The sequence below is a fragment of the Tissierella simiarum genome, from assembly GCF_018917865.1.
In the GTDB taxonomy this organism is placed as follows: Bacteria; Bacillota; Clostridia; order Tissierellales; family Tissierellaceae; genus Tissierella_C; species Tissierella_C simiarum.
The window spans coordinates 235,446-251,112 of sequence record NZ_JAHLPM010000004.1 but is presented as its reverse complement, the minus strand read 5'-3'; the positions used below and the strand labels follow the sequence as shown (position 1 = coordinate 251,112).

At 29.8% G+C, this 15,667-nt stretch carries 14 protein-coding genes and 1 pseudogene; 13 read left to right on the top strand and 2 right to left on the bottom strand.

Annotated features, from left to right (window positions below; genetic code table 11):
• Both KQI42_RS07125 and KQI42_RS07120 read right to left on the bottom strand, forming a co-directional pair.
• Positions 1-307, bottom strand: a pseudogene (locus KQI42_RS07125) (RNA-guided endonuclease TnpB family protein); the annotation flags it as partial.
• A gap of 215 nt (positions 308-522) precedes the next feature.
• Positions 523-2,301: an Rqc2 family fibronectin-binding protein gene (locus KQI42_RS07120; RefSeq protein WP_216518183.1), complete on the bottom strand. Its 1,779-nt coding sequence runs from the start codon at positions 2,299-2,301 to the stop codon at positions 523-525.
• Between the two features lie 193 nt (positions 2,302-2,494).
• Here KQI42_RS07120 and KQI42_RS07115 point away from each other — a divergent pair, with 193 nt between their 5' ends.
• The 13 genes from KQI42_RS07115 to pknB all read left to right on the top strand — a co-directional run bounded on the left by KQI42_RS07115 (position 2,495) and on the right by pknB (position 15,661).
• Entirely contained in the window at positions 2,495-3,376 is an 882-nt protein-coding gene (locus KQI42_RS07115; RefSeq protein WP_343231659.1) for a YicC/YloC family endoribonuclease, read from the top strand.
• 25 nt (positions 3,377-3,401) lie between these two features.
• Positions 3,402-3,662, top strand: a complete 261-nt coding sequence (remA, locus tag KQI42_RS07110) for an extracellular matrix/biofilm regulator RemA (protein WP_425519753.1) — start codon at positions 3,402-3,404, stop codon at positions 3,660-3,662.
• A 15-nt stretch (positions 3,663-3,677) separates the two neighbouring features.
• A complete protein-coding gene (gene gmk, locus KQI42_RS07105; protein WP_216518176.1) occupies positions 3,678-4,280 on the top strand; it encodes a guanylate kinase in 603 nt (200 codons plus the stop codon).
• A 12-nt stretch (positions 4,281-4,292) separates the two neighbouring features.
• A complete protein-coding gene (gene rpoZ, locus KQI42_RS07100; protein WP_216518174.1) occupies positions 4,293-4,502 on the top strand; it encodes a DNA-directed RNA polymerase subunit omega in 210 nt (69 codons plus the stop codon).
• An 8-nt stretch (positions 4,503-4,510) separates the two neighbouring features.
• On the top strand, positions 4,511-5,719 hold the full coding sequence (gene coaBC, locus KQI42_RS07095) for a bifunctional phosphopantothenoylcysteine decarboxylase/phosphopantothenate--cysteine ligase CoaBC (RefSeq protein ID WP_216518172.1): 1,209 nt from the start codon (positions 4,511-4,513) through the stop codon (positions 5,717-5,719).
• 48 nt (positions 5,720-5,767) lie between these two features.
• On the top strand, positions 5,768-8,245 hold the full coding sequence (gene priA / locus KQI42_RS07090; RefSeq protein ID WP_216518170.1) for a primosomal protein N': 2,478 nt from the start codon (positions 5,768-5,770) through the stop codon (positions 8,243-8,245).
• Between the two features lie 11 nt (positions 8,246-8,256).
• Positions 8,257-8,718, top strand: a complete 462-nt coding sequence (gene def, locus KQI42_RS07085) for a peptide deformylase (RefSeq protein WP_216518168.1) — start codon at positions 8,257-8,259, stop codon at positions 8,716-8,718.
• A gap of 9 nt (positions 8,719-8,727) precedes the next feature.
• Complete coding sequence (gene fmt, locus KQI42_RS07080) at positions 8,728-9,657, top strand: methionyl-tRNA formyltransferase (protein WP_216518166.1); 930 nt, start codon at positions 8,728-8,730, stop codon at positions 9,655-9,657.
• A gap of 19 nt (positions 9,658-9,676) precedes the next feature.
• A complete protein-coding gene (locus KQI42_RS07075) occupies positions 9,677-10,375 on the top strand; it encodes a zinc metallopeptidase (protein WP_216518164.1) in 699 nt (232 codons plus the stop codon).
• 88 nt (positions 10,376-10,463) lie between these two features.
• A complete protein-coding gene (rsmB, locus tag KQI42_RS07070) occupies positions 10,464-11,807 on the top strand; it encodes a 16S rRNA (cytosine(967)-C(5))-methyltransferase RsmB (protein ID WP_216518162.1) in 1,344 nt (447 codons plus the stop codon).
• 57 nt (positions 11,808-11,864) lie between these two features.
• Entirely contained in the window at positions 11,865-12,920 is a 1,056-nt protein-coding gene (gene rlmN / locus KQI42_RS07065) for a dual-specificity RNA methyltransferase RlmN (protein WP_216518160.1), read from the top strand.
• A 9-nt stretch (positions 12,921-12,929) separates the two neighbouring features.
• The gene (locus KQI42_RS07060; RefSeq protein ID WP_216518158.1) at positions 12,930-13,658 is read left to right on the top strand and encodes a Stp1/IreP family PP2C-type Ser/Thr phosphatase; all 729 of its coding nucleotides are present in this window, start codon (positions 12,930-12,932) and stop codon (positions 13,656-13,658) included.
• A gap of 17 nt (positions 13,659-13,675) precedes the next feature.
• Positions 13,676-15,661 (top strand): Stk1 family PASTA domain-containing Ser/Thr kinase, encoded by a 1,986-nt coding sequence (gene pknB / locus KQI42_RS07055; protein WP_216518156.1) that lies wholly within the window; start codon positions 13,676-13,678, stop codon positions 15,659-15,661.
• Positions 15,662-15,667 lie beyond the last annotated feature (6 nt).

Here is a 15,667-nt window from a genome sequence, read left to right as displayed (position 1 = left end):
TAGCTTTTTCAATCAAAGCAAAAAAAGACTTAAAATTTCTATCAACAACTTTTATAATTTGCTGGGCTGAATTGGCATTAAGTAGAGCATAGTTTTCATTATCTTTACAAAGATGATAGTTACTGTTATAGCCTAAGAATTTCTTTTCAGTAAAATAGTATTGTATAATGTTGTATAGGGCTATATTATACATATTTTTGCTTAAAAAGCATAACTCTCTTAAAGCTAAATATTCACCTTTAGACAAATGTTTAAGCTGTTGTTTTTGAACACCAAACAAAACTTCTTTAGTAGGCTTTTGGGGCATTTAAATCCTCCTTTCTTAGAAAATTATAGTAATATTATAGTATAGTAGTCACGATTTTACAATAAATGCTATTATTTATGCAATCTAATAAAAGAAAAAACTTAGCTAAAGCTAAGTAAAAATTCACCACCCACCTATAGAGGGTGGGTGTACTCTTTTTGAAAAAAGATAGAAAATAAAGATTTCCTTAGTATTTTAATGGAGTTTTAAAATGATCAAATAGAAGCTTTTGTTATGTTATCTACTAGATCTTTAGAAGGGTTAATATATAGAGTCTTATAATTTTCATATATAACCATTCCCGGTTTTGCATTTTTAGGCTTTTTAACATTTTTTCTTTCAGTATAATCTACTGGGACATGATTAGAATTTTTACCCTTACTATAATAAGCTGCTAAAGTTGCAGCTTCCTCTAAAGTTGTGTTAGGAATATTCTTTCCTTCTCTTTGAATTATAACATGGCTGCCAGGCATATTTTGAACGTGAAGCCATAGATCTTCTTTATGGGAGAAACGTAAAGTAAGATAATCATTTTGCTTATTATTTTTTCCTACAAATATATTAAAGCCATCGGATGATATATATTTATAAGGCTCAGAAGAAGTTTCTTCTTTTTTCTTCTTCTTATTTTTAGAAGAACCTTTTATATACCCTTCTTTAATTAACTCTTCTTTTATTTCTTCTAGTTCTTCAATTTCTGTAGAATTTTCAATACCCATAAGAACATTTTCTAAATAATTTATTTCTTCTTTTGTTTCAGGAATTTGTTGTAGTAAAAGTAAATGTGCATTTTTAAGTTTGGAATATTTTTTATAGTATTTTTGAGCATTATCTATAGGAGATAACTTTACATTTAAAGGAACTTTTATTTTATTTAAATTTTCATCATAAAAGTTTTCTAATTCTACAAAATCAATGCCTCTATTTATTTTATATATATTGGCAGAAATTAAATCTGCGTATACTTTGTATTTCTCCCTATCTTCGCTTTCTAATAATTCTTCTTTTTGTTTAGTTAATTTATTTAAAGATCTCTCTAACTTAACTTGTATAGATCTTTTAATAGATTGAGATTTTTGACCAATTCTATCTAGTGTATCTCTAGTACGGTAGTAATTATCTAGTAATACACTAATAGAAGAAGAAAAATCTTTATTAGACTTTCCAAATTGATTAATATCTAAACTATGAAATGCTAATACCTCAGTTCCTAAACTTGAACTTATAGTCACTGGAGTGAATTCGTTATTTCTAACCTTTTCCATAATAGCGTGAAACGAATTATACAAGGTTTCTTTATTAGATTCTGACAAACTACCTAGAGATCTATCAATATCAAGGTTGGAATTAAAACAAATTTCTTTACTAATTAAGGGGCTAAGACCTATATAATTAAGGTAGAAAAATTTATAAACTGCCATATTCTTATTACTATTTTCAAAACAATTTAAAAAGTCTTCCTTAGTACCGACTAAGGGATTTACTTTATCCTTAATAGGTGGATATTCATATATCATACCGGGTAATACTTGTCTGACCCTACTAATATCTTCCGAAACCCGTTTTATTGAGTCGATAATTTTAAAAGAAGACTTATCTATAAGGATTATATTACTATGTTTCCCCATGATTTCTATAACAAGTCTTTTTTCCGTAGGCTGACCTAATTCATCTACAGCACTAATGTCTATAAAAATTACTCTGTCCATATTATATTGCTCGATATTTAAGACTATTCCGCCAGTTAAATGTTTTCTTAAAAGCATACAAAACATCGGAGGTGAAGCTGGATTTTTCTTTGAGTGATTAGTAAGATATACCCTAGAATTATTGCTGCTAGCAGAAATAATTAGTCTATGATTAACTCCTTTACTATGAATATGAATTAAAATTTCATCTTTTTCTTGTTGATATATTTTATCTATTCGACCGCCTAATAATGTATCCTGTAATTCTTTAATAACAGCTTTTGTAACTATTCCATCAAATGACATATTGATTCCTCCAAAAATTAAAAATAGATTAATAAGAGTATACCATTTTCTCATTAAAGAATAAACTAATAGGTGTTTTCTTAGTTAAATATTAAAATTTCGTAACAAATAGTAGCTTATTTTTTTAATAAATTGTATAATAGCAAATTAAAGAAATATTAAGGTTATAAATTTTTGGAAAGAGGTGAGCATAGTGATAAGGAGTATGACTGGATTTGGCAGAGGTGAAAATACTGATGGAATACATAATTTTAAAGTTGAAATAAAAGCAGTTAACCATAGATATAATGATATTGTAGTGAAAATGCCTAAACATATAAATTATTTAGAAGAAAAGGTAAAGAAAACTATAAAAGAAAAGATTAATAGAGGCAGAGTAGAAACATTTATTAATTTAGAGTATATAAATGAGTCAGCTATAGATATTAAAGTTGATATTCCATTAGCTAAGTCCTATAAAGTGGCTTTAGAGGAGATATTAATGGAATTAGGTATCGAAGACGATATAAGATTATCTAATATTCTCAATATGTCCGAAGTAGTTAAAACTGAAAGAAGAGAACTTGACGAAGATATGGCTTGGAATTGTCTAAAGGAAGCTTTAAATATGGCGCTTGAAGATATTATAAGAATGAGGGAATCTGAAGGAGAAGAACTAAAAGAGGATATAAAGTCTAATTTAGATAAAATTGAGGATATGGTATCAAAAATAAAAGAGAGATCTCCTTTAGTGGTATTGGAATATAAAGATAAACTTAAGGAGAGGATAAGAGAGCTTCTTGATGCAGATGTGAATGTTGATGAAGATAGATTTAATTGTGAAGTAGTGTTTTTTGCCGATAAAAGTAATATTAATGAGGAAATAGTGAGATTGAGAAGTCATATAAAACAGTTTTTATCTATATTAGAAGAAAATGAACCTATAGGTAGAAAATTGGATTTTTTAGTTCAGGAAATGAATAGGGAAATTAATACTATTGGATCTAAAGCCAGTGATTTAATAATTTCTAACTTGGTAGTTGAAATAAAGAGTGAAATTGAAAAAATTAGAGAACAAGTACAAAATGTAGAGTAGTTTTAAGGAGGTAAAATTAATGTCAATCAAGTTAATAAACATAGGATTTGGAAACATTGTTTCTGCAAATAGAATAATTGCTATAGTAAGTCCTGAATCAGCACCAATTAAAAGAATGATACAGGAAGCTAGAGATAAAGGGGTTCTTATAGATGCTACTTACGGTAGAAGAACACGAGCTGTAATAATTACAGATAGTGATCATATTATTTTATCTGCTGTTCAACCAGAAACAGTGGCCCATAGACTTAGCACTAAAGATGGAACAAACACTGACTTAAATTAGAAAGTAGGGGTATAAATGTCTAAAGGATTCTTATTAGTTATTTCAGGTCCTTCCGGATGCGGAAAGGGAACTGTAAGTAAGGAGTTACTAAGTAGAAATGAAGATATTATTTATTCTGTTTCAGCGACTACTAGGAAGCCTAGGGTTGGAGAATCAGATGGATTAAACTATTTCTTTATTGAAGAAGAAAAGTTTAAAAACATGGCGAAAGCAGATGAATTTTTAGAATATGCATTAGTTCATAATAACTATTATGGTACTCCAAAGGAATTTGTATTAGAGGAAGTTGATAAAGGAGAAATAGTACTTTTAGAAATTGATGTCCAAGGAGCAATGCAGGTGAAAGAAAATTATCCAGAGGCAGTTTTCATATTTTTATTGCCTCCAACTATGAGTGAACTTAGGAACAGAATAATTAAGAGAGGAACAGAAACTGAAGAAGATATAAATAGGAGATTCACTAATGCATTTAAAGAGCTAGAATTTGTTGATGAATATGATTATTTTGTTATTAATGATAAGCTTGATGAAGCAGTAAAAAATATTGAATCTATAATTACTGCAGAGAAATTAAAAGTGAAACGCCATAATAATATTAGAGAAAAGATTATTTCATAAGGGAGGAATAACATGTTAAATCCATCTATAAACGATTTATCAAACAAAGGAGATAGTAGATATACTTTAGTCATGCTTACAGCAAAAAGGGCAAGACAATTAGTAGATGGTGCTAAACCTTTAATAGAAACTACATCTAAGAAACCAGTTAGTATAGCTATAGAAGAGATGGTTGAAGGAAAAATATCTTATACTAGACCAAATATTAATAGTATTAAGTAGGTGATATGATGTTGAGGGATAAAACTATAGTATTAGGAGTCACAGGAGGAATAGCAGTATATAAAGCTGCGGACTTGGTTAGTAAATTAAAAAAACAAAATGCCAATGTAGAAGTGATCATGACAGAAGGTGCAGCTAATTTTGTTACACCTTTAACTTTCCAATCTTTATCTCATAATCTAGTTCATATGGATATGTTTAAAGAGTTAAAAAATTATGATATAGAACATATTTCTTTGGCACAAAAGGCAGATGTGATTTTAATTGCGCCAGCTACAGCTAATACTATAGGTAAAATTGCTAATGGGATAGCAGATAATTTATTAACAACAGTAGTAATGGCTTCTAAAGCTAAGATCATATTTGCTCCTGCCATGAATACTGCTATGTATCAAAATCCTATAGTGAAAGAAAACATGGATAAGTTAAAAAATCTTGGTTATGAATTTATTCAGCCCCAAACTGGTTTACTTGCTTGTGGTGATTATGGTGAGGGGAAAATGGCAGAGCCTGCTGATATAGTAGAATACGTTATAAGTAGTTTTGTGAAAAAAGATTTAATTGGTAGAAGAATAGTTATAACAGCTGGTCCTACTATAGAGCCTCTAGATCCTGTAAGATATATGACCAATTTTTCTAGTGGAAAAACTGGATATAGTATTGCTAAAGAAGCTGCAGATAGAGGTGCTGAGGTAATACTAATATCTGGAAATACCCCTCTTATACCACCTAAAGGGATAGAGGTTGTAAATGTGAAAACCACAAGGGAAATGTTAGATGCTGTTGGAGAATATTTTGATACTTGTCATGTTTTAATAAAATCCGCAGCTCCTTTAGATTATAGGCCTAAAACTGTTAGTCCTATAAAGATAAAGAAAAAACCAGGAGAGCAAGATGAATTAACAATAGATTATATTAGAAATCCAGATATTGCTGCTTATTTTGGCAAACGTAAAAAAGAGCAAATAATAGTTGGATTTGCTGCTGAAACCAATAATTTATCTGAGTATGCCACAGAAAAAATGAAAAAGAAAAACTTTGATTTTATTGTAGCTAATGATGTTACGCAAGAAGGTGCAGGTTTTAAAACTGAAACCAATATTGTTACAATAATAGATAAGGATGGTAATAGTAATGACTATCCTTTAATGCATAAAAAAGATGTTGCAAAGATAATTTTAGATAAGGTATCAAATATTTTAAAAAATAGAAGCTAGATTATCTTATCTAGCTTCTCCTTTTTAAAGAAAAAGGAATGATCATAATTGGACAAACAATTTGCACAAGTTATAGTTAATAATAAAGCTTCTCAAGTAGATAAACCTTTTACCTATTTAATAGATGGAGATCTAGTTGGTGTTGTGAAAGAAGGAATGAGAGTAATAGTTCCTTTTGGAATAGGAAATAAAATGATAAAGGGAATAGTCATTAGAATTGAGGATTTTTTTAAAGAAGATTATAAATTAAAACGAATAATTGATGTTTTAGATGATAAACCTTTAATATCTAAAGAATTAATAGAGTTAAGCTTGTGGATAAGCAAAAACTATCTATCTTCTTATATAGATGCTTTTCAACCAGTACTTCCTCCAGGAGATTTTAAACAGGTAAACACTTTTGTTGAATTAATAAATAATAGCAAAATTGATATTATGAAAATAAATGAGGATGAAAAGAAACTCTTGTATGTCATAGAAAATGAAAAAAAGATACTTCTTGAGGACTTGAAGAAAAAATGTAAAATAGTGAATATAAATAAAGTGTTAAATAGTCTGGAAGATATGGGTATTATTGAAACTACAATAGATATTAAAACTACTGTTGAAAAAAAGTATGAAAAGTGGGTAAGATTTTTAGTAAAGGATATACCTCTTATAAAAGTAAAAGAACTTATTGGAAGTAGAAGTCCTAAACAATTAGAAATTGGAGAATATTTATATAATATTAAAGAAACTTCTTTGAAAAGCTTAATTGAAGAACTAAATACTACTTTAGCAACTATAAAAGCTCTAGAGAAGAAAGGTATTATTCATATTTTTAATAAGGAAGTAAATAGGGATCCTATAAAAAACAATATTGAATATTATAAGAAACATACATTATCTAATAGCCAAAGAAAGGTTTTTCAAAGAATTTTAGATTCTATTAATCAAAATGAAGAGGGAAATAAGTTCTTGATTCATGGTGTAACAGGTAGTGGGAAAACTGAAATATATTTACAGCTAGTTGAAGAAATATTGAAGCTTGGGAGAGATTCTATTATACTTGTCCCTGAAATATCTTTAACGCCTCAAACCATAGAACGATTTGTAGGAAGATTTGGCAATAAGGTGGCAGTCTTACACAGCAAATTATCACAAGGAGAAAGATTTGATGAGTGGAGAAGAATTAAAGAAGGAAAGGTAAAGATAGTAGTAGGTGCTAGATCTGCTGTTTTTGCTCCATTTAATAATTTAGGTTTAATAATAATTGATGAGGAGCATGAAACAACTTATAAATCAAGTCAAAATCCCAAATATGATGCTATTGAAGTAGCTGCTAAAAGATGTGAGTTAGAAAAAGCTTATTTAGTTATGGGGTCTGCCACTCCATCTATAGAAACTTATTATAATAGTTTAATGGGAGATATTACTTTATTAAAATTAGAAGAAAGAATAAACAACACTACTTTACCACAAGTCAAAGTTATAGATATGAGACAAGAGTTGGATAATGGAAATAAATCCATGTTTAGCAAAGAACTTTATGAAGCAATAGAAAAAAATTTAATCAATAAAAAGCAAATTATATTATTTTTAAATAGAAGAGGTTTTTCAACTTTTGTCTCCTGTAGAAAATGTGGATATGTAGTAAAATGTAATAACTGTGATATATCTATGACTTATCATAGAAATACAAATAAGTTAATATGTCATTATTGTGGGGTTGCTATTAATCCACCGACGATATGTCCTGTTTGCAAAAGTAACTACATAAAATATTTTGGAGTTGGAACTGAAAAAGTTGAAGAATATGCTAGAAAGTTGTTTCCTCAAAGCAGAATTATGAGAATGGATATGGATACAACTACTAAAAAAGGCAGTTATGAAAAGATACTAGATGATATGAAGAAAAAAAATATAGATATATTAATAGGCACCCAGATGGTGTCTAAAGGGTTAGATTTTAAAGATGTTACTTTAGTGGGTATCATTGCAGCTGATACTACATTAAATTTGCCTGATTTTCGTTCACCAGAAAGAACTTTTCAACTTGTAACTCAAGTGGCAGGTAGAGCTGGTAGAGGTGACTTTGAAGGCAAGGTGATTCTTCAAACCTATAGTCCGGAACATTACAGTATTCAATATGCTAAGGAACATGATTATATAAGTTATTATAATGCTGAAATTGCCTTAAGAAAGGAATTTCTATATCCTCCATTTATTAATTTAATAAGCATATTAATTTATGGTGAAAATAATAGTAAGGTTGCATCCATAGCTAAAGAAGTTTACAATATAATTATTAATGAGATAGAAGGCATTAATAAAGAAGATTTATTTAAATATGTAATTGGTCCATATCCAGCACCTTTAGAGAGAATTAAAAATAATTATAGATGGCAAATTTTAATTAAGGTTGAGGGCCAATATATTAATAGTTTAAGAAACATTATAAATAGAATATGTATATTAAATACATATAATTTAAATTTTGATAATATTAAATTTAGTATAGATATAAATCCAAATTCAATATTGTAGGAGGAATTAATATGGCAATTAGACAAATTAGATTATCTGATGATCCTATTTTAAGAAAAGTATCAAGGGAAATTACTGAAATAAATGATAGAATTAAAATATTACTAGAGGATATGGTTGATACTATGTATGAAGCAGAAGGAGTAGGACTTGCTGCACCTCAGGTAGGAGTATTAAGAAGAGTAATAGTTATAGATGTGGGAGAGGGAGTACTTAAACTAATTAATCCAGAAATAATTGAACAAAATGGAGAAGTCATAGATGCAGAAGGATGTTTGAGTATACCTAATAGAAGCGGTACTGTTAAAAGACCTGAATGGGTTAAGGTAAAATATTTAAATGAAAAAGGAGAGGCAAAAGAAATAGAAGGAACTGGCTTATTGGCTAGAGCATTATGCCATGAAATTGATCATCTTAATGGCATACTCTTCATAGATAAAATAATAGAAGAAATAGAAGATGATATAGAATAGAGGTGTGTTATGAATATAATTTTTATGGGAACACCAGATTTTGCTGTACCTACACTGGAGTCCCTATACAATAAAGGTTATAATATAGCTTTAGTTATTACTCAAAGGGATAAACCAAAAGGGAGGGGTAAAAAGTTTCAACCTACAGCCGTTAAGGAAAAGGCTTTAGAATTAGAGTTAGAAGTTTATCAGCCAGACAATGTAAATAGTGCTGAATCTATAGAAAAAATGAAAAAGTTAAATCCAGATTTTATTGTAGTGGCAGCCTATGGGCAAATTTTAAGAAAGCAAATATTGGATATGCCTAAATATGGTTGTATAAATGTTCATGCTTCATTGTTGCCAAAGTATAGAGGAGCAGCACCTATTAACTGGGCGATAATTAATGGAGAGAAAGAAACTGGTATTACTATTATGGAAATGGCAGAAGGCTTAGATACAGGAGATATGATTTTATCTAAAGAAATACCTATTAATGAAGAGGATGATTTTCAAATAGTTCATGATAAATTAGCTCTTTTGGGTAGTGAGTTAATAGTAGAAGCTTTAGAGGGAATAAAAGATAATAGAGTAATTAAAGTCCCTCAGGATAATAAATTATCTACTTATGCATCCATGATAAGCAAAGAAATTGGTAGAATCAACTGGGGAAAAGATGGAGAAAATATTAAAAATCTAGTTAGAGGATTAAAGCCACGGCCAAGTGCATATACAGTCTATAATGGTAATATTGTTAAAATTCATAAAGTGAAATTAGTAGATAAGTTTAAAGAGGGTAAAGATGGAGAGATAGTTTTAGTAACAGATGAAGGAATATTTGTCAACGCTTTAGACAAATGTGTTGTTATTGAGGAAATACAATTTCCTGGAAAGAAGAAACTTCTTGTTAAAGACTATTTAAGAGGTAATCGAATAGAAGAAGGAGTTATCTTAATCTAATTGGGAAAGGAGAATATATATGTATTATGGAAGATATTATGGAGGATATTATGGATCATGGATGCTCTTTGTGTTACCAGCTTTAATCTTTGCATCCTATGCTCAACTAAAAATAAGTACATCCTTTAATAAATATTCTAGAGTACCTAATGGAACTGGATATACTGGAGCTCAGATAGCAAGAATGATACTGGATAGAAATGGGCTTTCAGATGTAAGAATTGAACAAGTGGCAGGGCAGCTATCGGATCACTACGATCCAAGGTCAAAAGTAGTTAGATTATCTAGGGGGGTATATGGAGGAACAAGTATTGCTTCCATGAGTGTTGCAGCCCATGAAGTAGGGCATGCCATTCAGCATGCAGAAGGATACTTCCCTTTAATATTAAGAAATAATATAGCTCCTATTGCCAGCATAGGGTCAAGATTTGTTTGGATTTTGATAATGCTTGGATTTATCATAAGCCCTTTTTTACTTGAAGTAGGAATATTGTTATATCTAGCTGTTGTATTATTTCAAGTAGTTACATTACCTGTTGAGTTTAATGCCAGTAGTAGAGCATTATATCAATTAGAAAATGGTATTGTATCCAATAGTGAAATTAAACCTGCTAAGGAAGTTTTACGGGCAGCAGCTTTAACCTATGTAGCAGCAACTTTAGTGGCTATTGGAGAACTGTTAAGATTATTATCCTTATCCAATAGGAGAGATTCTTAAAGAAATATTAATAGAAAAAAATAGGGGGTTACCCCTTATTTTTTTGAAAGTTTATTTAAATTAATTTAACCTTTAAGGAGTGGTACATTTGAGCCATGATGCTAGAGAGATAGCTTTCAATATATTATTGGATATTAATCAAAATGGAGCATTTTCTAATATAGCCATTAATAGGCATATTAAATCAGGACTAAATCCTCAAGATGAAAATTTAATTAGGGAACTGGTCTATGGAGTTCTAGAGAATAAATTATACATTGATCATATGATTTCAAAAGTATCAAAGATAAAATTAAAAAAGATTCATCCTTCCATATTTGAAATTTTAAGAATGGGAGTCTATCAAATCGTTTTTATGGATAAAATCCCTGATAGAGCTGCTGTCAATGAATGTGTAAATATCGTAAAGAAATATGGGCATAAAGGAACTGTAGGATTTGTAAATGGTGTATTAAGAAATGCTAGTAGAAATAAAGAAGAAATTATTGTTGTAGACGAGAAAAATAAACTTGATTATATTTCTATTAAATATTCTCATCCTAAATGGATGGTAAAAAGATGGATCGAGGAATTTGGCGAAGATTTTACTGAAAAGTTATGTCAAGCAAATAATCATAAAGCGGAAATAAATATTAGAGTAAATACTATAAAAACTACTAAAGATATTTTGAAGAAAACATTAATGAGTAGGGATTATGTAGTAAGAGATGGACTATATGCTAAAGATTGTTTAATTATAGATAATCCCTATAGAATAACTGATCTTGAAGAATTTAAGCTAGGTCATTTTATTATTCAAGATGAAAGTAGTATGCTAGTAGGACAAATAATGAATCCTAGGGAAGAAAGTTTGGTTTTAGATGTGTGTAGTGCCCCTGGAGGTAAATCTACTCATATTGGTCAGATAATGAATAATAAAGGTAGTATAATTAGTAGGGATATATATGATCACAAAATAAAACTTATAAATGATAATGCTCAAAGACTAGGGATAAATATCATAAAAACAGAGGTATTTGATGGATTAAAGAAAGATGATTCCCTATATAATAAACTTGATTATTGTCTAGTGGATGCACCATGTTCTGGGCTTGGTTTAATTAGAAGGAAACCTGAAATTAAATGGAATAGAAAAGAAGAAGATATAAAAGATTTAAGTATTCTCCAATACAAAATACTAGAAAATGTTAAAGATTATATTAAGAAAGATGGTATTTTAATATATAGCACTTGCACTATAGAAAAAGACGAGAATATAAATATAGTTAATAAATTTCTTAAAGAAAATGATAATTTTAGATTAATTAGTATAGATAATCTTGTTGAAAATAAGGATGAGATTCCTACTTTTAAAAAAGGATATCTTCAACTATTCCCCCATATTCATAACACTGATGGTTTTTTTATAGCTAAAATGATTAAAGAAAGATAGATATATAATAAAATTTTATGTATAATATTAAATTAAGGATATCTATGAGGTGATTATTTGGATAAAGTTGAATTAAATAGCCTAACTCTACAAAAGTTGAGAGAGTATATGGTTAGCATTGGGGAAAAAAGTTTTAGAGGAAATCAAATTTTTTCCTACTTTCATAAAAATTTCGGCACGTCCATTTCTGAAGCAAACATTTTGCCCAGAGCACTAAGGGACAAGCTGAAAGATTGTGTTAAGGTTAACAACATAAAAATATTTAAAAGATTTGATTCAAAAATAGATAACACAAAAAAGTACCTATATCTATTAGAAGATGAGAATATTATTGAAAGTGTGTTAATGGAATATAACCACGGGATATCTATTTGTGTATCTACCCAAGTTGGATGTAAAATGGGGTGTTCATTTTGTGCTTCTACAAAAGAAGGATTAATTCGAAATTTAACTCCTGCAGAGATGGTTAACCAAATATATATGATGGAAAAAGATACGAAAAAATCCATAAGTAATATTGTTCTTATGGGTAGTGGAGAGCCATTGGATAATTATGATAATACAATGAAATTTATAAATATTATCCATGATAAAGAAGGACACAACATAAGTTTAAGAAATATAACTTTATCTACATGTGGTGTAGTTCCTAGAATTTATGATTTGGCTAAAGAAGGAATGCCCATAACTTTATCGATATCACTACATTCTCCTTTTGATGAAGATAGAAAGAAGATTATGCCTATTGCCACTAAATATTCTATAGATGAGCTGATGGAGGCTTGCAAATATTATGGAGAAGTTACTAAAAGGCGTATTACTTTTGAGTATACCTTAATAGAAAATGTAAACGATAGAGAAGAAGATATTAAAGAATTACTAAAGATATTAAGAGGTGTAAATTGTCATATTAACTTAATTCCATTGAATCCAATAAAAGAATTTAATGAAGGCAGACCTGAAATGGTAAATATTCAACGGTTTCAAAGGGAATTAGCCAAGCATAATATTGCTGTAACCATTAGAAGAGAAATGGGTGGAGATATTAGTGCTTCTTGTGGTCAGCTTAGAAGAAGATATTCAAAGAGTAGTGATTTAAGTACTTTCCAGTGAGGTGATTTTATGGTTAGTGGTGCAATGACAGACGTAGGCATGGTAAGAGACAACAATCAAGATTCATATTTTGTACCTGTAAATGAAGATATTCCTCTATTTGTAGTTGCAGATGGTATGGGAGGACATAAAGCAGGTGAAATAGCTAGTAATATGGCAATTAATATTATTAAAGATACTTTTTTAAAATTAAAGACTCTGCCTATGGATGAAATAAGTATAACTAAACTAATTGAACAATCTATAAAGGAAGCTAATGAGAAAATTTATTTAAAATCAATAGAAAAGGAAGCTTATTCTGGTATGGGTACTACTGTTACCTTAGCTTATATTACCAATCATAAGTTATGTATAGGTCATGTAGGAGATAGTAGAGCTTATTTATTTAAAGACGAAAACTTAATTCAGATTACAGAAGACCATTCTTTAGTTAATGAACTAGTTAAGAATGGAAGTATTACTTTAGAAGAGGCAAAAACTCACCCTCAAAGAAATATTATTACTAGAGCTGTTGGAACTAGTGAGACTATTGAAATGGATATTGTGGTTAGAGAGTATGAAGAAGGTAATATTTTACTTTTATGCAGTGATGGTCTGACTAGCATGGTCAAGGACTCTCAAATCCAGGATATTTTGTCTAAAGAAAAGAATATACAAAAAGCTTGTGAAAACCTTGTATCCCTTTCTAATGATAATGGTGGATATGATAATACAACAGTAATAGCTATTAAATTTTGATTAAGCGAGGTGATGATATGATAGGAAAAGTATTAGGTGGCAGATACGAGATACTTGAAAAGATAGGCGGAGGAGGAATGGCTTTAGTATATAAGGCTAGATGCAGGTTATTAGATAGATATGTAGCCATAAAGATATTAAGAGATGAGTTTGTTAATGATGAAGAGTTTGTTAAAAAGTTCAGAAGGGAATCTCAAGCTGCTGCAAGCCTCTCGCATCCTAATATTGTAAATATATATGATGTTGGTGTTGAAGAGGATGGAGAACATAAAATTCATTATATTGTAATGGAATATATTAAAGGGAAGACCTTAAAACAAATTATAAAAGAAAAAGGAAAGTTGACTATAGATGAAACCATTAATTATTCTAACCAAATAGCTGAAGCTTTGGAACATGCTCATAAGAATCATTTGGTTCATAGAGATATTAAACCCCATAACATAATGATTGCTGAAGATGGTAGAGTAAAAGTAACTGATTTTGGTATTGCTAGAGCTGCTACTACTTCAACGGTTACAAATACTTCTAATGTAATCGGCTCAGTTCATTATTTTTCTCCAGAACAGGCAAGGGGAGGATATACAGATGAGAAGTCTGATATCTACTCTTTAGGTATAGTTATGTATGAAATGGTTACTGGCCAATTGCCTTTTGAAGGGGATAGCCCCATTACTGTCGCTCTAAAACATGTTCAAGAGGATATGGTATCTCCAAGAGAAATTGATAATACAATACCTGTTGGACTTCAAAATATTATTTTGAAATGTGTGCAAAAAAGACAATCGGATAGATACAGTAATGTAAATGAACTAATTAGGGATTTGAAAAGAATAAAAACTTCTAAAACAGATGAAATTTTTGAAGAAACCAGTGTTCTTGAATCTCCCACTAGAATAATTCCTGCTGTTGGCGAGGAGGATGTAGTTAAAGTGAAAAATAATAAGAATAAAAAGCAGAAGAAACAAACTGGTCAAAAAGATGGTGGAGGAAAGGTTATAATTTTAGGTATCTTTTTAGCGTTTCTATTAGCTACTAGTATGTTTTTTGGATTTTTTAAACTCAAAGGATTATTTACCAGTGAAGAAGTAGAAGTTCCTAGCCTTGTTGGATTAAATAAGGATGTAGCAGAGAAAGAAGTAAGAGATTTAGGTTTAGAGTTTAGAGTAAAGGGTACAGTGAAGAGCAACGAATTTAAAGCTGGAGATATAGTTAGCCAAGACGTTGAAGCTAAGACAAAAGTCAAAAAGGGATTTCCTATAGAAGTTACCGTTAGTGAAGGAATGACTTTGGTAAAGGTACCAAATTTGGAAAACAAAGACATTAACGAAATAGAATCTATATTGAAAAAAGCGGGTTTAAAAGAAGGTACAGTAACTTCAGACTTTTCAGATAAGATACCTACTAATGTAGTTATAAGTCAGAGTCCAGAACCATATACAGAGGTAGAAGCTGACTCAAAAGTCAATGTAGTTGTTAGTAAAGGTCCAGAGGTTAAAAATGTAACAATGCCTAAAGTAGTTGGGCAAAAAATAGGGGATGCTAAAAATGCTTTAATAGTAAAAGGTCTGGTAGTAGGTCAAGTTAAACCTCAACCAAGTGAAGATATTGCAAAAGATATAGTTATATGGCAAGAATATGAACCGGGAACAGAATTACAGACTAATACATCTGTAGACTTATATGTAAGTAGTGGACCAGAAGAAGATTCTGAAGATAATGGAAATAATAATGAAGGAAACAATGGAAACAATGGAAACAATGGGAATAATGGTAAAAAGAATAAAGAAGGACCTATTACGTTTACTTTAACTCCCTTCCAAGATAGAGATGAAACAGAAATAAAAATAATTAGGACTCAAGATGGAGAAAGTGAAGTAGTATATAATAAGAGGCATAAAGCAACGGAGGAAGTAACTGTAAACTTAAAGGGAAAAGTTGGTGCAAAGTTTGAAGTACTCTTTGATGGTATATATCAATATGATAAAATCAAGGAAGAATAAAAATAG